The following is a 17,640-nucleotide window of genomic DNA, read 5'->3' as shown; positions in this document are numbered from 1 at the left end:
CACCTTGCCTGGTGTTGTCTGTAAGGAAAGTCTGACGTTTTCGTCAGCGGCCGGATCGGCGGCATTGCCAAGCGGCTTATCTGGCAAATAATCTTGACGGAAATTTGCGGCGCTCGACCGAAGCGCCGTCGGCCCCACAACAAAACAACAGGGCTTCGCCATGCGTATCAAGATTCTCTGCCAGAACCGCGTCGGCATCCTGCGCGACATGCTCAACCTGCTGGTCGACTACGGCATCAACGTCGCCCGTGGCGAGGTCGGCGGCGAGCAGGGCAACGCCATCTACCTCCACTGTCCCAACCTGATGAACCTGCAGCTGCAGGCCCTGCGGCCGAAGATCGAGGCGCTGCCCGGCGTGTTCGAGCTACGCAAGGTCAGCCTGATGCCCAGCGAGCGGCATTCCCTGGAACTCAACGCGCTGCTCGGCGCGCTGGAGTTTCCGGTGCTGTCCATCGACATGAGCGGCGCCATCGTTGCCGCCAATCGTGCCGCCGCGCAGTTGCTCGGTGTGCGCGTCGACGAAGTGCCGGGCATGAGCCTGTCGCGCTACGCCGAGGACTTTGACCTGCCCGAACTGGTGCGCGCCAACAAGGCGCGGATCAACGGCCTGCGGGTGAAGATCAAGGGCGATGTCTTCCTCGCCGACATCGCGCCGCTGCAATCCGAACACGACGACAGCGAGGCACTGGCCGGCGCGGTACTGACCCTGCATCGCGCCGACCGGGTCGGCGAGCGGATCTACCAGGTGCGCAAACAGGAGCTGCGCGGCTTCGACAGCATCTTCCAGAGCTCGAAAGTGATGGCCGCGGTGGTGCGTGAGGCGCGGCGCATGGCACCGCTGGATGCGCCGCTGCTGATCGAAGGCGAGACCGGCACCGGCAAGGAGCTTTTGGCGCGCGCCTGTCACCTGTCCAGTCCGCGCGGGCAATCGCCGTTCATGGCGCTCAACTGCGCAGGCCTGCCGGAGTCGATGGCCGAGACCGAGCTGTTCGGCTACGGCCCCGGCGCCTTCGAGGGTGCGCGGCCGGAAGGCAAGCTCGGTCTGCTGGAACTCACGGCTGGCGGCACGCTGTTTCTCGATGGCGTCGGCGAGATGAGCCCGCGGCTGCAGGCCAAGCTGCTGCGCTTTCTGCAGGACGGCGGCTTTCGTCGGGTCGGCAGCGACGAGGAGGTCTATCTCGATGTGCGGGTGATCTGCGCGACCCAGCTCGATCTCTCCGAGCTCTGCGCCAGCGGACAGTTTCGCCAGGATCTCTATCACCGGCTGAACGTGCTGTCGCTGCATATCCCGCCGCTGCGCGATTGCCTCGACGGCCTGCAGCCGCTGGCGCTGCACTTCATTGACCAGGCCAGCCGGCAGATCGGCTGTCCGCTGCCGACGCTCTCGCCGCAGGCGCTGGAGCGGCTGGCCGGCTACCACTGGCCGGGCAACGTGCGGCAGCTGGAGAACACACTGTTCCAGGCGGTTTCGCTGTGCGAGGGCGGTACCATCAAGCCCGAGCACATCCGCCTGCCGGGCTACGGCGCGGCGCAGCCGCTGGGCGACTTCTCCCTGGAGGGCGATCTGGCGAGCATCGTCGGGCGCTTCGAGAAGGCCGTGCTGGAAGGGCTGTACAAGCAGTTCCCGAGCAGCCGCCAGCTGGGCAAGCGACTTGGCGTGTCGCACACCACCATCGCCAACAAACTGCGCGAGCATGGGGTGGGCAAGGCGGAGGCGTGAGCTACGCCGCGCCGTCTCGGCTGGGCCGGTTTGGCCGCGCCCAGTTGATTCGTGGGCAGCCCGCGCGCTATGCCGGAGGGCATCAGGTCTTGGGGGCGCACTTGCACATGCGCAGCATCAACCTCAGCACTCGATGATGTTCACCGCCAGCCCGCCACGGGCGGTTTCCTTGTACTTGCTCTTCATGTCGGCGCCGGTCTGGCGCATGGTGCGGATCACCTTGTCCAGCGAGATGAAGTGGCTGCCGTCGCCACGCAGGGCCATGCGTGCGGCGTTGATCGCCTTCACCGCGCCCATGGCGTTGCGCTCGATGCAGGGCACCTGAACCAGCCCGCCGACCGGGTCGCAGGTCAGTCCCAGGTTGTGCTCCATACCGATCTCGGCGGCGTTTTCGACCTGTTGCGGCGTGCCGCCGAGCACCTCGCACAGCGCCCCGGCAGCCATGGAGCAGGCCACACCGACCTCGCCCTGGCAGCCAACCTCGGCCCCGGAGATCGACGCATTTTCCTTGTAGAGGATGCCGATGGCCGCCGCCGTCAGCAGGAAACGCACTACTCCATCCTCATTGGCACCACGAATGAAGCGCATGTAGTAGTGCAGCAGCGCCGGTACGATCCCGGCGGCGCCATTGGTCGGCGCGGTGACTACGCGGCCCCCGCTGGCGTTCTCCTCGTTGACCGCGAGGGCGTAGAGGTCGACCCAGTCGAGTACGCTCAGCGCATCGCGCAGATTGGCTTCCGGGTGTTCGCTGAGCTGACGGTACAGCCCGGCGGCACGGCGCTGGACCTTGAGGCCGCCGGGCATGACGCCTTCGGTGCGGCAGCCCGCTTTGACACAGTCCTGCATCACCTGCCAGATGCGCAGCAGGCCGGCGCGGGTTTCCGCCTCCGGGCGCCAAGCCGCCTCGTTGGCCAGCATCAGCTGACTGATGGACAGCCCGTGTCCGGTGCAGTGCTGCAGCAGCTCGGCGGCACTGTGGAAGGGGTAGGGCAGCGTGGTGGCATCCTCGACGATGCGGTCGTCGCCGGCGGCCTGCTCGTCGATCACGAAACCACCGCCCACCGAATAGTATTCACGACTGCGCACCTGCAGGCCGGCGGCGTCAAAGGCGCGGAAAATCATGCCGTTGGGATGGAAGGCCAGCGGCTTGCGGATGAATTGCAGGTCATTGCTGATATCGAACCGAATGGTTGTCTCACCCAGCAGACGCAGCTCGTGGGATTCGCGCATCGCCGCCATGCGCAGGGGAATGCTTGCGGTGTCCACGCGCTCCGGTAGCTCGCCCTCGAGCCCCAGTAGCACAGCCTTGTCGCTGCCGTGGCCCTTGCCGGTGGCACCGAGCGAGCCGTACAGCTCGACCCTGAGGTGGTCGGTGGTGGCGAGCAGTTCCTCGTTGCGCAGACCCTCGGCAAAGCGCAGCGCCGCGCGCATCGGTCCGACGGTGTGCGAGCTGGACGGGCCGATGCCGATCTTGAACAGGTCGAAGACGCTGAGTGACATGAGGGGCTCCGCTGCGAGGCTTGTCTAAGTCTAGTGGCCTGTTTGGTAAGTTCAGTGGGTCAATTTCGGCGCCCATGGCCCCGATACTGCGTTGCTGCTCCTTACCATAGCCCGCTATGACTAGTCGCAGCGCCTTGTCTTGGAGCCATGTTCATCCGAACTTGCCTCAACCAACTCACCGCGCAGGCCACTGGACCTTCGGTGGCGCATGGATGTTGCCGGGTTTCGGCCGCGGCGCGATTCGCCGGGAGGAGGCTTCTGCGCGAACTGCTCTAGGCGCGGGTAGCCGCCGAGCCACCCCAGGGGTTGGCTTCCAGGCTGTTGTGCACGGCGGTCGCGGCCTGCGCGGCCTGGCCGATGGCGACGCTGATCTGCTTCAGGCCCATGGTCACGTCACCGATCGCATAGAGGCCACGTAGCGAAGTCTGCCGATGTTCGTCCACATTAACGCCGCCGCACTCGTCGCAGTCGAGGCCGAGCTGCACGGCGAGTTCGGAGCGAAAGCGCGCGCCGAGACTGGGGTAGATGATGTCGAAGTGGTGCCGCTCGCCGCGACAGGTCAGCAGTTCGATGCCGGTCTCGCAGGGGTGCAGGGACTCGACGCGGTCGCCGATCAGGCGAATGGCGTAGTGCTCGGCCAGGGCGATGGCCTGATCGCAGGCATCCTGCTCGCCATGCACGATCACGGTGACCCGGTCGGTGAAGGTGCGCAGGAACACCGCGTGGGTGATGGCGCTTTCCGCCTCGCCGTAGACCGCGACGTTGTCGCCATCGACCTCGTAGCCATCGCAGATCGCGCACAGCCGCACCTTGCCTTCGTCGATGGCCTTTTCGACGCCGGGCATGTCCGGCAGCGTGTCCTCGATTCCGGTGGCGAGAATGATCCGCCGCGTTATGCACAGGCGATCACCGTAGCGCACGCTGAAGCCTTCGGCGTGGGGCTCGATGTGCTCGACGTGGCCCTGTTCGAGGCGGGCGCCATAGCCGCTGGCCTGTTCGCGCAGCCTTGCCAGCAGGTCGTTGCCGTTGATGCCTGGTGGAAAGCCCGGGTAGTTGCGCGAGCGCGGAATCCACGAAGCCCGGCTCGAGCCGGCGTCCACCACCATGCAGCTGCGTCGGAAGCGCGCCAGGTACAGTGCCGCGGTGAGGCCCGCGGGGCCGCCGCCGACGATCAGGCAGTCGATCACGATGGGTTGCGGGTCGGTTTGTGCGGGCGTCATTGCATTGGCCGGTGGCGGGGCGTTGCCAGTAGAAGCCGGCGGCGGCGATAAAGTTCGCCGAGGTTGAACGATGCAATGTTCGGTTTTGAGAGCTGGTCGGAGCTTCGAGCCTTGTGCCAGAGCCGCTGATGGCCAACACTTCGCGGCTCGATGACCGGGCATATCCAACCGATACTGAACAGTCACCGCCATTCCAATAAAGATCAGCCTGCGAATTCGTTCGCCGTGCGCTGATCCCGCGCTACACATCTCGGCAGCGCCCTACCAGGCGTGGGCTGAACCACATCCAATCGCAAAACCACTCGAACGGAGCTCACGAGGCGCCGTGCCGAGCTTATTTCCCGTGGGGGTAAAAAGTTGTTCAAGTCTCTGGTTGTTGCGCCCTGTGCGGCGCTGTTCCTGCTGTTGTCGCCAGTCATCACGCAAGCCGCGGAACCCATCGTCATCAAGTTCGCCCACGTGGTCGGCGACGACACGCCGAAGGGCAAGGGCGCGCTGCTGTTCCAGAAGCTGGTGCGCGAGCGCCTGGCCGGCCAGGTCGAGGTCGAGGTGTACCCGAATTCGACGCTGGTCGGCGACGCCGACGAGATGCAGGCACTGCTGGACAACAAGGTGCAGATGCTGGCGCCCTCGCTGTCCAAGTTCATCGAGTATTCGCCGAAGCTGGAAGTGTTCGACCTGCCGTTCCTGTTCGACGACGAGGCGGCCGTCGCGCGTTTCCAGAAGCGCGAAACCAGCCGCGAGCTGCTGCGCTCGATGGCCGATCGGGGCATCTACGGGCTGGCCTACTGGAATAACGGCCTCAAGCAGCTGTCGGCCAATCAGCCGCTGCGCAATCCGGCCGATGCGGCGGGTCTGGCGTTCCGTATCCAGCCGTCGCCGGTGCTCGAGGCGCAGTTCGCCGCGGTGGATGCCAAAGCCGTGCGCCTGCCGTTCTCCGAGGTGTCCAAGGCGATGCAGAGTGGCACCGTGCAGGGCACCGAGGGGCCCTGGTCGAACATCCGCGGACAGAGCGGCAGCAGCCAGCAGAGCTATGTCACCGAAACCAACCATGGCGTGCTCAACTACATGCTGGTGACCAACTCCAGGTTCTGGACCAGCATTCCCTTTGCGGTGCGCTCGGAGCTGGACGGCATCCTGCTCGAGGTCACCCAGACGGTGAACGCCGAGGCCGCCTCGATCAACGCGCGTGAACGCGAACAGCTGCTCGCCAGTGGCGGCGCCACGCTGGTCACCCTGACGCCGGAGCAGCGCCAGGCCTGGCGGGCGAAGATGCAGCCGGTGTGGAAGTCGTTCGAGGCGCAGATCGGCAGTGACATCCTGCGCGCGGCGCTGACCGTCAATCGTCGCTGACCCGACAGCTCCGGCCTCTGCTGCCGGAGCGTTCCCGCAGGCCCTGTGGCAAAGCCTGCCGAATTACGACCAAAGTCTCGTTTTGAGAGCTGGTCGGGCTTTTTCGGCCTTGTGCCGCACGCGTTGATCACTAGACTTTCGTCTGGCTGGCGACGGCTCTCGCGCCGATTTCCTCGCCAGCCACATTCCAATAAAGGCCAGCCGGCGACTGCCACACGCGCTGATCTGGCCGCCTCAGATAAAAGACCGGCTGCGCGCCTGCGCCAGCCCAGGCCTTATCAAAATCGATCAACTACTCGAACGGTGCTCACGAGGCGCCTTCGGGCTTTTCCCGTTGGGGGTCAGATGTACAAGTATTGTGTCGCTGCGCTGATCGCAGCCCTGTATTGGTTGAGTGCTCCGGCGATGGCCGCCGATGCGCCGATCGTCATCAAGTTCGCCCACGTGGTGGCGGACGACACGCCCAAGGGCAAGGGCGCGCTGCTGCTCAAGCAGCTGGTCGAGGAGCGCATGGCAGGCAAGATCAAGGTCGAGGTCTATCCGAACTCGACCCTGGTCGGCGATGCCGAGGAGATGCAGGCACTGTTCGACAACAAGGTGCAGCTGCTGGCGCCGTCGATGTCGAAGTTCGCGCCCTACACCAAGAAACTGCAGCTGTTCGACCTGCCCTTCCTGTTCGATGACGCCGAAGCGCTGCAGCGTTTCCAGAAGCGCGAGGCGGCGCGTGAGCTGCTGCGTTCGATGGCGTCCCATGGCGTCTACGGCCTGGCTTACTGGAACAACGGCCTGAAGCAGCTATCCGCGACCACACCGCTGCGCAAGCCGAGCGATGCCAGTGGGCTGGCCTTCCGCATCCAGCCGTCGCCGGTGCTCGAGTCGCAGTTCGCCGTCGTCGGCGCCAAGCCGGTCGTGCTGCCGTTCGCCAAGGTCTATGAATCGCTCAAGGGTGGTGTGGTCCAGGGCGCCGAGAATCCCTGGTCGAACATCCTCAGCCAGAACATGCACAGCGTTCAGCCGTACATCACCGAGAGCAACCACGGCGTGCTCGACTACATGCTGATTACCAACAACGATTTCTGGTTGAGCATGCCCTTCGCCGTACGCTCGGAGCTGGAAGGCATCATTCTCGAGGTGACCCAGGCGGTGAACCGAGAGGCCGCGGCCGTGAATCGCCGCGATCGCGAGCGCATTCTCGCCAGCGGCAGCAGCCAGCTGATCACTCTGACGCCGGAAGAACGCCAGGCCTGGCGCGAGCGGATGCTGCCGGTCTGGAAAACCTATGAAGCGGAAATCGGCGCCGACCTGATTCGCGCGGCCATGACGGTCAACCGTCGCCGTTGATCCTTCCGTCCAGTTCGCCGGCAAGGCAGGCCGGCGAGCTGGGACGCTCCAGTCGCTGTATTTCCTCCTCCAGCCATTCGGCCAGCACCCGGGCATTGTTCTGACGTTCGTCCTGCGCGGCGTAGATCAGCGTCAGCATGCCGCGCCCGGCCATCTCCAGTAGCGCCCACCAGTGTTCGGGGTGGCCGGCCAGTTCGTCCCGATAGCGCTGGCGAAACGTCGCAAACCCGATCTCCCCGCCCTTGAACGCCTTGCGCAGTGCCGTGGAAGGCGCCAGGTCCGGCAGCCATGCGTGCAGCGCCAGGGTGTCCTTGCGGCAACCTCTTGGCCACAACCGGTCGACCAGTATGCGCTGGCCGTCTTCCAGCGACGGCGGTTCGTATGCGCGTTTGCACTGGATCATCAGTACCTCCGGAGCCTGCCTCTGAGTCTAGGTAAAAGATACTGAAGCGCTAGGGTAAAAAATACTCTATGAATGGTTTTTATGACTTATAGATGGTTGGTCATATATACCCTTAATTTATTATCTATCTGATTTTATTGGGTTAAATATTGGGCACGCTTCGTGAAGAAGAGAATGGGTGCAACTCATTACTCGATAGGAGCGTGACATGAAAAAGGCAATGGTTCTGATGGCAGCAGCAGCGATTCTGGCAAGCGGTCTGGCCAGCGCAGACGAGGTTCTGGAAGTCCACGAAGACCGGGCGGTCGGCGGCGGTTTCGGTGGGCTCAGTGGCTTCATGCTCGGAGCTGCGGCGGGTGGCCCGGTCGGGGCGCTGGTCGGTGGCGGCATCGGCTACCTGATGGGGCAGGGCGCGCAGCATGCTGCCGGGCTCGAACAGACGCTGTATGTGGTCAAGCGCGAAGATGGCAGCGTTGCTCGCATTCGTACATCTGATGACCGCTTCCTGCAGGGGCAGCACATAGAACGTGACGGCGCTCGGATCACCGCGGCGGCGAAATGACGGCGGGCAGGTAGTCCCGCGGCGGGTGTTGGGGGATGATCGCGGCTGACTGACACCGAGGAGGCGCTGATGAGTTATTCCGTTCTGCACGTGGTGCATCTGCTGGCCGCGATCTTCTTCATCGGCACGCTGTTCTTCGAGGTGATGATCCTCGGCCGCATCCGCCAGCAGGTCGGCGAGCAAGTCATGCCGCTGGTGGAGCGTGCGGTCGGGGCGCGTTCGCGGGTGGTACTGCACTGGGTGGTGCTGTTCGTCTACGGTGCCGGCATCGGCCTGGGCTGGTATCACCGCGAGGCGCTGGCCGATCCGTTTGCCAGCAGCTTCGCCACCTTGCTGGCGCTGAAGATTCTGCTGGCGATCGGCGTGTTCATCACCTTCGGCCTGGTCGCCGTCCTGCTGCGCAAGGGACGCATGACGCCCACCCGCTACCGTGCCATCCACTGGGCGATCCTGCTGCAGATGATCGGTATCGTGCTGCTCGCCAAGGGCATGTTCTACCTGCATTGGTGAGGCTGTGCTGCATACCAGTTTTGCCAGTCGCAGTCATGATCAGGGTCAATTCGGCTGGGGCTTCGCTCCGTGCTTATCGGGCCTGATTCAGTCGCCGTAGCCTCGTTGCTTTAGCGGCAGCGGGGGCTAAGGTGGCTGCATCGTTTCCCGATCAGCAGAGGTTAGCCATGGATTTCGCCTACAGCCCACGCGTCGAGGCGCTGCGCGAGCAGCTGCGCGCCTTCATGGACCAGCACATCGTGCCGCGCATCGGTGCCTGGCACGCGGAGGTGGCGGCGGGGCAGTACCCGGTGTCGTTCATGGACGACCTCAAGGCGCTGGCCCGTTCGGAAGGGCTGTGGAACCTGTTCCTGCCGTCGCTCGGCGAAGACGAGCCGGGCATGGGACTGAGCAATCTCGAGTACGCGCCGCTGGCGGAAATCATGGGGCGCGTGCACTGGGCTTCGGAAGTGTTCAACTGCAACGCACCGGACACCGGCAACATGGAGCTGCTGCACATGTTCGCCACGCCCGAACAGCGTCAGCGCTGGCTCACGCCGTTGCTCGAAGGCGAGATCCGCTCGGCCTTCGCCATGACCGAACCGGACGTGCCGTCTTCCGACGCTACCAACATCCAGACGCTGATCCGTCGCGACGGCGACGACTACGTGATCAACGGTCGCAAGTGGTTCATCACCAACGCCTCGCATCCCAACTGCAAGCTCTTGATCGTCATGGGCAAGACCGACCCGAACGCCGAGACCCATCAGCAGCAGAGCATGATCCTGGTGCCGTTCGACACACCCGGTGTCGAGCTGGTGCGTAACATCCCGGTGATGAACCACATCGCCCCGGAAGGTCACAGCGAACTCCTGCTGCGCAATGTGCGGGTGCCGGCGAGCAACCTGTTGGGCAGGGAGGGCGACGGCTTCATGATGGCCCAGGCGCGCCTGGGGCCAGGGCGCATTCACCACTGCATGCGCTCGATCGGCATGGCCGAGCTGGCGCTGGAACTGATGGTCGAGCGCTGCCAGGAGCGCAAGGCGTTCGGCAAGTACCTGCAGCAGTATTCCAATGTCGCCGACTGGATCGCCGAATCGCGCATCGAGATCGAGCAGGCGCGACTGCTGGTGCTCAAGACCGCCTGGATGATCGACGAGGTCGGTGCCAAGGCGGCGCGCAAGGAAATCTCGATGATCAAGGCGCTGGTGCCGCGCATGCACACCAGCGTGGTCGACCGCGCGATCCAGGTCTACGGCGCGATGGGCCTGACGCCGGACACGCCGCTGGCCGACATGTGGACCGGCGGCCGCGCGCTGCGCTTTGCCGACGGCCCGGATCAGGTACATCTGCGCAGCATTGCGAAGATGGAAATCAAGGCCAGCGAAGCCAGCCGCGGTGCGACGGCGGCCTATCTCACCCCGCCGGGTCGCCACTGAACGCGTCACCTCCCTCCGGCTGCGCCTGCGTGGGCGCAGTCCTCCCCGCTGTCTCCTTGGCGCTATCCGTGCCGCCTCGCTCGCTATTTTGGTGCACTGACCTAGGCTGGTCATAACAACGTCTTTGTTCACGGTCATGGTGTTCTTTGACATGGGACAACGAAACCAGCCGCCGGGGGAGTCCTTGATTGCAATCAAGGGGAGGCATGTAGGCGCTCACCTACCATCCGCTTACGCCAACCGTACAAGCAGGTAACTCGATGGCTTCCCGTGAAATCTGGTCGCTGGCCGGTACGTTCAGTACCTGGGTCAAGGGCTTTGTCATTCTGCTGATCCTGAGCGTCTGCGCATCGTCGCTGCAGGCCAGGGAATATGAAGCCGAGCAGCAGCGCCTCGACAAGTTCTTCCCCGGTGCCAGTCTCTCGGCAGCCGAGGGCGACTATCAGGTCCGCACGATCACCAAGGGTGACGAGGTACTCGGCTACGCCTTTCAGTCCATCAATGTGGTGGACATTCCCGCCTATTCCGGCAAGCCCATCAACATGCAGGTGCTGCTCGATCCGCAGGGTGTGATCGTCGATGCCTATGTGCTTGAGCACCATGAACCGATCCTGCTGATCGGCATTCCCGAAGAAGAGCTCCACGCCTTCAACGCCAAGTACCAGGGCATCCGAGTCGATCAGCGCGTCGTGGTCGGTCGCTCCCGGGACGAGAATGCGGTCACCATCGATGCCGTCACCGGTGCCACCGTCACGGTGATGGTGGTCAATGAGATCGTCATGCGCGCCGCCCACGACGTCGCGGTGTCGCTGGGGCTGGTGGAAGACAACGCCGGCATCGCGCAGAAGCCGGCAACCGTCCGCCAGGATTACTACGAAGAGGCCACCTGGAGCGAGCTGACCGGCAACGGCGCGATCCGCCGCCTGCACCTGACCAAGGGCGACATCGACGAGGCGTTCAAGGGCACCGAGGGCGAAGGCATCGACGAGGCCACGGCCGATGAGGTGCAGGACACCTTCATCGACCTCTACGCCACCCATCTGAATCCGCCGACCATCGGCCGCGCGCTGCTCGGCGACGCGCACTACCGCACCCTGATGGACGAGCTCAAGCCAGGCGAGCACGCCGTCGCGGTGATGGGCAGCGGCGAATACTCGTTCAAAGGCTCGGGCTATGTGCGCGGCGGCATCTTCGATCGGGTGCAGCTGCGCCAGTTCGGCAACGTCATCAGCTTCCGCGACATGGACTTCCAGCGGCTGGACGACGTGTATGCCGACGGCATTCCGGATTTCAGCGAGATGGCGGTGTTCATCGTCCGTGAGCACGCCGCGTTCGATCCAGGTTCGCCCTGGACGCTGGAGCTGCTGGTGCGCCGCCAGATCGGTCCGATCAGCGGCATGTTCACCAGCTTCGAGCTGCCGTATCAGATGCCCGAGCAGTACATCGAGCGGCCACTGCCGACCGCCGAGGAGCTGGCCGCCATCGAGGAAGCCAACCGCCCGGTGTGGGTCAACATCTGGTATCAGAAGTCGTTCCAGATCGGCGTGATCCTCGCGGCGCTGGGCCTGCTGACGGTCATCCTGTTCCTGCAGGACAAGTTCACCCAGCGGCCGGAGTTCCTGCACTGGCTGCGCCGTGGCTACCTGGTGTTCACCGTGGTGTTCATCGGCTGGTACGCCCTCGGTCAGCTGTCGGTGGTTAACGTGCTGACCTTCACCCATGCGCTGTTCCAGGACTTCCGCTGGGAACTGTTCCTCTCCGATCCGGTGATCTTCATCATCTGGACCTTCACCGCCGCCAGCATTCTGCTCTGGGGCCGTGGCGTGTTCTGCGGCTGGCTGTGCCCGTTCGGTGCGCTGCAGGAGCTGATCAACGAGGCGGCACGCAAGCTGAAGGTTCCGCAGTACGAGCTGCCCTTCGCGGTGCACGAGCGGCTCTGGGCGATCAAGTACATCGTCCTGCTGGTGCTGTTCGGGCTCTCGCTCGAGTCGATGATGATGGCCGAGAAGGCCGCCGAGGTTGAGCCGTTCAAGACCGCCATCACCCTCAAGTTCGACCGCCAGTGGTGGTTCGTCGCCTACGCGGTGTTCCTGCTGGTGATCAACATCTTCACCCGCAAGGTGTACTGCCGCTACGTCTGCCCGCTGGGTGCGGCGCTGTCGATCAGCAGCAAGGTCCGCCTGTTCGACTGGCTCAAGCGCCGTCCGGAATGCGGCAGCCCCTGCCAGCTATGCGCCAAGGAGTGCGAGATCCAGGCCATCCATCCGGATGGGCACATCAACCACAACGAGTGCCATTACTGCCTGGACTGCCAGATGACTTATCACAACGAAAACAAGTGCCCGCCGCTGATCCTGAAGAACAAGCGCGCCAAGCGCGGCAAGAAGGCACCGGCCGACCCGTCGCTGATTCCCGTAGTGCAAGTAGTGGAACCCTGAGTCATCGCCGTAGGCGAAGTGCTCGATCGATGTGTTTGAAGCAGATGTCCCAAAGGAGCGAAACCCCATGAGTGACAAGAGCAAGAACAATCCCGAGGTGCTGGAGAAGGGCGGCATGAGCCGTCGTGGCTTCCTCGGCGCCAGCGCGGTTACCGGCGCGGCCGTTGCGGCCACTGCCTTCGGTGGCGCGGTGATGAGCCGTGAGTCCTGGGCCGCAGCGGTCAAGGACGCGCGGCAGAACATCCACGTCGCGCCGGGCGACCTGGACGACTACTACGGCTTCTGGAGCGGCGGCCACCAGGGCGAAGTCCGTGTGATGGGCATCCCGTCGATGCGCGAGCTGATGCGCATCCCGGTGTTCAACGTCGACTCCGCCACCGGCTGGGGCCTGACCAACGAAAGCCGCGCGATCATGGGCGACAGCGCCAAGTTCCTCAACGGCGACTGCCACCACCCGCACATCTCCATGACCGACGGCAAGTACGACGGCAAGTACCTGTTCATCAACGACAAGGCCAACACCCGCGTCGCCCGTATCCGCCTGGATATCATGAAGTGCGACAAGATGATCACCGTGCCGAACTGCCAGGCCATCCACGGTTTGCGTCTGCAGAAGGTGCCGTACACCAAGTACGTGTTCGCCAACGCCGAATTCGTCATCCCGCATCCGAACGACGGCAAGGTCTTCGATCTGCAGGATGAAAACAGCTACACCATGTACAACGTCATCGACGCCGAGAAGATGGAGATGGCCTTCCAGATCATCGTCGACGGCAACCTCGACAACACCGACGCCGACTACACCGGCCGCTTCGCCGCTGCCACCTGCTACAACTCGGAAAAGGCCTACGACCTCGGCGGCATGATGCGCAACGAGCGTGACTGGGTCGTGGTGTTCGACATCGAGGCTGCTGAAAAGGCAGTCAAGGCCGGCAAGTTCATCACTCTCGGCGACTCCAAGGTGCCGGTGCTCGACGGCCGCAAGAAGGCCGAGAAAGACAGCCAGTTCACCCGCTACATTCCGGTGCCGAAGAACCCGCACGGCTGCAACACTTCCTCCGACGGCAAGTACTTCATCGCCAACGGCAAGCTCTCGCCGACCGTGTCGATGATCGAGATCGCCAAGCTGCCCGATCTGTTCGCCGGCAAACTGGCCGATCCGCGTGACACCATCGCCGCCGAAGTGGAACTGGGCCTGGGCCCGCTGCACACCACCTTCGACGGTCGCGGCAACGCTTACACCACGCTGTTCATCGACAGCCAGGTAGTCAAGTGGAACATGGCCGACGCGGTCCGCGCCTACAAGGGCGAGAAGGTCAACTACATCAAGCAGAAGCTGGATGTGCACTACCAGCCTGGCCACATCCATGCCTCGCTGTGCGAAACCAGCGAAGCCGACGGCAAGTGGCTGGTGGCGCTGTGCAAGTTCGGCAAGGACCGCTTCCTGCCGACCGGCCCGCTGCATCCGGAGAACGATCAGCTGATCGACATTTCCGGCGACGAGATGAAACTGGTGCATGACGGCCCGACTTATGCCGAGCCGCACGACTGCATCATGGCCCGCCGCGACCAGATCAAGACCAAGAAGATCTGGGACCGCAACGATCCGTTCTTCGCGCCGACGTTGGAGCGGGCGAAGAAGGATGGCATCAACCTGGACGCCGACAACAAGGTCATCCGTGACGGCAACAAGGTGCGTGTGTACATGACCTCCATGGCGCCGGCGTTCGGTGTGCAGGAATTCACCGTCAAGCAGGGCGATGAAGTCACCGTGACCATCACCAACATCGACCAGATCGAAGATGTGTCCCACGGTTTCGTCATGGTCAATCACGGTGCGAGCATGGAGATCAGCCCGCAGCAGACCTCTTCCATTACCTTCGTGGCTGACAAGCCGGGGCTGCACTGGTACTACTGCAGCTGGTTCTGCCATGCACTGCACATGGAAATGGTCGGCCGCATGCTGGTCGAGCCCGCGTAAGCTGCTCCAGCCATCGCCCGTTTGCGGTCGGGCGATGGTGTCGTGATTTCGCGAAGGGCTTCGGCATGCAGCCGCGGCCCTTCCGGCAACCGCCGTTCGCCTGCAAGCTGAAGAAGGTCAAAACGCAGTGTTCAAAGCTCAGGCTACTTTCTCGCGGTACTCAGCGGCAGTTTCGCTGCTGCTTTTATTCAGTGGTGTGGCCCAGGCGGCACCGCAAGCGATCACAACCCTGCCGCTGCAGCCCGATGGTGAGAACCGCTGGCGCTTGCCTGCCGGGGAATATCAGGGGCAGTTCACCATCGAGCAGCCCATGCAGCTGCGTTGCGAGCCGGGTGCAATCATCCAGTCGCAAGGCCAGGGCAGCAGCCTGCTCATCAGCGCGCCCGACGTCCTCGTCGAAGGTTGCACGCTGCGCGATTGGGGCGCCGACCTCACCGCGATGGATTCGGCAATATTCATCCTGCCTGCCGCGAAGCGTGCGCAGATCAGCAACAACCGCATGCGTGGCCCCGGGTTCGGCGTGTTCGTCGATGGCACCAGCGATGTGCAGGTGATCGGCAACGAAATCGACGGCGACGCCAGCGTTCGCTCGCAGGACCGTGGCAACGGCATCCATCTGTTTGCCGTGAAAGGTGCTCGGGTCGTTGGCAATCAGGTGCGCGACGTGCGCGATGGCATCTATATCGACACCTCCAACGGGAATCATCTGGAAGGCAACGTCATCGAGGACGTCCGCTACGGCGTGCACTACATGTTCGCCAACGACAACAGCGTGATCGACAACATCACCCGCCGTACCCGCACCGGTTACGCGTTGATGCAGAGCCGCAAGCTGATCGTCACGGGGAACCGCTCCGAGCAAGATCAGAACTACGGCATCCTGATGAACTACATCACCTATTCGACCATCACCGGCAACTTCGTCAGCGACGTGCAGCGTGGCGATACCGGTGGCGACAGCATGATCAGCGGTGGTGAGGGCAAGGCGTTGTTCATCTACAACTCGCTGTTCAACACCATCGAGAACAACCATTTCGAGAAAAGCTCGCTGGGTATCCACCTGACCGCCGGCTCGGAAGACAACCGTATCGCCGGCAACGCCTTCGTCGGCAACCAGCAGCAGGTCAAGTACGTCGCCACCCGCACCCAGGAGTGGTCGGTGGATGGTCGCGGCAACTACTGGAGCGATTACCTGGGCTGGGACCGCAATGACGACGGGCTGGGCGATGTCGCCTACGAACCCAACGACAACGTCGACCGCCTGCTCTGGCTGTATCCACAGGTACGTCTGCTGATGAACAGCCCGAGCATCGAAGTGCTGCGCTGGGTGCAGCGGGCCTTCCCGGTGGTCAAGTCGCCGGGCGTACAGGACAGCCATCCGCTGATGAAGCTGCCCACTGAAAAACTCCTTACTGACAAGCAGGAACCAACGTCATGAACGCCGTCGAGATCCAGGGCGTAAGCCAGCGTTACGGCAGCATGACCGTGCTGCACGATCTGAATCTGAACCTCGGTGAAGGTGAGGTGCTGGGGTTGTTCGGCCATAACGGTGCGGGCAAGACCACCAGCATGAAGCTGATTCTCGGCCTGCTCGCGCCGAGCGAGGGCCAGGTGAAAGTCCTGGGCCGTGCGCCGAACGATCCGCAGGTGCGTCGCCAGCTTGGCTACCTGCCGGAGAACGTGACTTTCTATCCGCAGTTGAGCGGCCGCGAAACCCTGCGCCATTTCGCCCGTCTGAAGGGCGCCGCGCTGAGCCAGGTGGATGAGCTGCTCGAGCAGGTCGGACTGGCCCATGCCGCCGATCGCCGGGTGAAAACCTATTCCAAGGGCATGCGCCAGCGTCTCGGCCTGGCCCAGGCGCTGCTTGGCGAACCGAAGCTGCTGCTGCTCGACGAGCCGACCGTGGGCCTCGACCCGATCGCCACCCAGGACCTCTACCTGCTGATCGACCGCCTGCGTCAGCGCGGCACCAGCATCATTCTCTGCTCCCACGTGCTGCCGGGCGTCGAGGCGCACATCAACCGCGCGGCGATCCTCGCCAAGGGCCGCCTGCAGGCCGTCGGTAGCCTGTCGCAACTGCGTGCCGAGGCCGGGCTGCCGGTGCGCATCCGTGCCAGTGGCGTCAGCGAGCGCGACAGCTGGCTGCAGCGTTGGACCGATGCCGGGCACAGCGCCCGCGGTCTCAGCGAATCGAGTCTGGAAGTGATTGCGGTCAACGGCCACAAGCTGGTGCTGCTGCGCCAGCTGCTGGGCGAGAGCGAGCCGGAGGACATCGAGATCCACCAGCCGTCGCTGGAAGACCTCTATCGCTATTACATGGAGCGCGCCGGTGATGTGCGCGCCCAGGAGGGTCGCGTATGAACCAGGTCTGGAACATCGCCCGCAAGGAACTCAGCGACGGCCTGCGCAACCGCTGGCTGCTCGCAATCAGTCTGCTCTTCGCGGTGCTGGCGGTGGGTATCGCCTGGCTGGGCGCCGCGGCCTCCGGCCAGCTTGGCTTCACCTCGATTCCGGCGACCATCGCCAGCCTGGCCAGTCTGGCCACCTTTCTCATGCCGCTGATCGCGCTGCTGCTGGCCTATGACGCCATCGTCGGCGAGGACGAGGGCGGCACGCTGATGCTGCTGCTGACCTATCCGTTGGGGCGCGGGCAGATCCTGCTCGGCAAGTTCGTCGGCCACGGGCTGATCCTCGCCCTGGCGGTGCTGATCGGCTTCGGCTGCGCGGCGCTGGCCATCGCCGTGCTGGTCGAAGGCGTCGAGCTCGGCATGCTGTTCTGGGCGTTCGGCCGCTTCATGATCTCCTCGACGCTGCTCGGCTGGGTGTTCCTCGCCTTCGCCTACGTGCTCAGCGGCAAGGTCAATGAGAAGTCCAGCGCCGCCGGGCTGGCGCTCGGGGTGTGGTTTCTCTTCGTGCTGGTGTTCGATCTGGTCCTGCTTGCGCTGCTGGTGCTCAGCGAAGGCAAGTTCAACCCCGAACTGCTGCCCTGGCTGCTGCTGCTAAACCCCACCGACATCTACCGCCTGATCAACCTGTCCGGCTTCGAAGGCAGCGGCAGTGCCATGGGTGTGCTGTCGCTGGGCGCCGATCTGCCGGTGCCGGCCTCGGTGCTCTGGCTATGTCTGCTGGCCTGGATCGGCGTGTCGCTGCTGCTGGCGTACGGCATCTTTCGCCGGCGCCTGACCTGACTTCCA

The 17,640-nt window shown here is 63.9% G+C and carries 14 protein-coding genes; 11 read left to right on the top strand and 3 right to left on the bottom strand.

The window, feature by feature from the left end; genetic code table 11:
* Window positions 1-160: 160 nt before the first annotated feature.
* The gene (locus tag BM275_RS16505) at window positions 161-1,720 is read left to right on the top strand and encodes a sigma-54-dependent transcriptional regulator (RefSeq protein ID WP_090522373.1); all 1,560 of its coding nucleotides are present in this window, start codon (window positions 161-163) and stop codon (window positions 1,718-1,720) included.
* Between the two features lie 123 nt (window positions 1,721-1,843).
* Here the strand turns inward: BM275_RS16505 and BM275_RS16500 are convergent, their stop codons facing one another.
* Window positions 1,844-3,220, bottom strand: a complete 1,377-nt coding sequence (locus tag BM275_RS16500; protein WP_090522371.1) for an L-serine ammonia-lyase — start codon at window positions 3,218-3,220, stop codon at window positions 1,844-1,846.
* Window positions 3,221-3,492: 272 nt separating this feature from the next.
* Window positions 3,493-4,440, bottom strand: a complete 948-nt coding sequence (locus tag BM275_RS16495; protein ID WP_208607486.1) for an NAD(P)/FAD-dependent oxidoreductase — start codon at window positions 4,438-4,440, stop codon at window positions 3,493-3,495.
* 357 nt (window positions 4,441-4,797) lie between these two features.
* Between BM275_RS16495 and BM275_RS16490 the strand changes: the two genes are divergently transcribed.
* Together BM275_RS16490 and BM275_RS16485 are read left to right on the top strand one after the other, a co-directional pair.
* Window positions 4,798-5,793, top strand: coding sequence for a TRAP transporter substrate-binding protein (locus BM275_RS16490; protein ID WP_090522369.1), 996 nt, complete (start codon window positions 4,798-4,800; stop codon window positions 5,791-5,793).
* Between the two features lie 345 nt (window positions 5,794-6,138).
* A complete protein-coding gene (locus BM275_RS16485; protein ID WP_208607484.1) occupies window positions 6,139-7,134 on the top strand; it encodes a TRAP transporter substrate-binding protein in 996 nt (331 codons plus the stop codon).
* On the opposite strand, the gene BM275_RS16480 is transcribed toward BM275_RS16485, so the two are convergent.
* The gene (locus tag BM275_RS16480) at window positions 7,118-7,537 is read right to left on the bottom strand and encodes a DUF488 domain-containing protein (protein WP_090522366.1); all 420 of its coding nucleotides are present in this window, start codon (window positions 7,535-7,537) and stop codon (window positions 7,118-7,120) included. The genes BM275_RS16485 and BM275_RS16480 overlap by 17 nt on opposite strands.
* Before the next feature lie 208 nt (window positions 7,538-7,745).
* Here BM275_RS16480 and BM275_RS16475 point away from each other — a divergent pair, with 208 nt between their 5' ends.
* From BM275_RS16475 to BM275_RS16440, 8 genes are all read left to right on the top strand, one after another.
* Window positions 7,746-8,099 carry a hypothetical protein gene (locus tag BM275_RS16475; protein ID WP_042927114.1) on the top strand — a complete coding sequence of 118 codons (354 nt, stop codon included), beginning with the start codon at window positions 7,746-7,748 and terminating at the stop codon, window positions 8,097-8,099.
* A 69-nt stretch (window positions 8,100-8,168) separates the two neighbouring features.
* A complete protein-coding gene (locus BM275_RS16470; protein ID WP_090522363.1) occupies window positions 8,169-8,609 on the top strand; it encodes a CopD family copper resistance protein in 441 nt (146 codons plus the stop codon).
* Between the two features lie 167 nt (window positions 8,610-8,776).
* Window positions 8,777-10,027, top strand: a complete 1,251-nt coding sequence (locus BM275_RS16465) for an acyl-CoA dehydrogenase family protein (RefSeq protein ID WP_090522360.1) — start codon at window positions 8,777-8,779, stop codon at window positions 10,025-10,027.
* 260 nt (window positions 10,028-10,287) lie between these two features.
* A complete protein-coding gene (gene nosR / locus BM275_RS16460) occupies window positions 10,288-12,465 on the top strand; it encodes a transcriptional regulator NosR (protein ID WP_090522358.1) in 2,178 nt (725 codons plus the stop codon).
* A gap of 67 nt (window positions 12,466-12,532) precedes the next feature.
* On the top strand, window positions 12,533-14,446 hold the full coding sequence (nosZ, locus tag BM275_RS16455) for a TAT-dependent nitrous-oxide reductase (RefSeq protein WP_042927108.1): 1,914 nt from the start codon (window positions 12,533-12,535) through the stop codon (window positions 14,444-14,446).
* A 127-nt stretch (window positions 14,447-14,573) separates the two neighbouring features.
* Window positions 14,574-15,884: a nitrous oxide reductase family maturation protein NosD gene (locus BM275_RS16450; RefSeq protein WP_042927106.1), complete on the top strand. Its 1,311-nt coding sequence runs from the start codon at window positions 14,574-14,576 to the stop codon at window positions 15,882-15,884.
* On the top strand, window positions 15,881-16,807 hold the full coding sequence (locus tag BM275_RS16445; RefSeq protein ID WP_090522356.1) for an ABC transporter ATP-binding protein: 927 nt from the start codon (window positions 15,881-15,883) through the stop codon (window positions 16,805-16,807). Before BM275_RS16450 ends, BM275_RS16445 begins: the two co-directional genes overlap by 4 nt.
* Window positions 16,804-17,634: an ABC transporter permease gene (locus BM275_RS16440; protein ID WP_014819157.1), complete on the top strand. Its 831-nt coding sequence runs from the start codon at window positions 16,804-16,806 to the stop codon at window positions 17,632-17,634. Before BM275_RS16445 ends, BM275_RS16440 begins: the two co-directional genes overlap by 4 nt.
* Window positions 17,635-17,640 lie beyond the last annotated feature (6 nt).

The organism is Stutzerimonas kunmingensis, assembly GCF_900114065.1.
In the GTDB taxonomy this organism is placed as follows: domain Bacteria; phylum Pseudomonadota; class Gammaproteobacteria; order Pseudomonadales; family Pseudomonadaceae; genus Stutzerimonas; species Stutzerimonas kunmingensis.
Note: the sequence above shows the minus strand (reverse complement) of the source record. Positions and strands in the feature narration are given on the sequence as shown.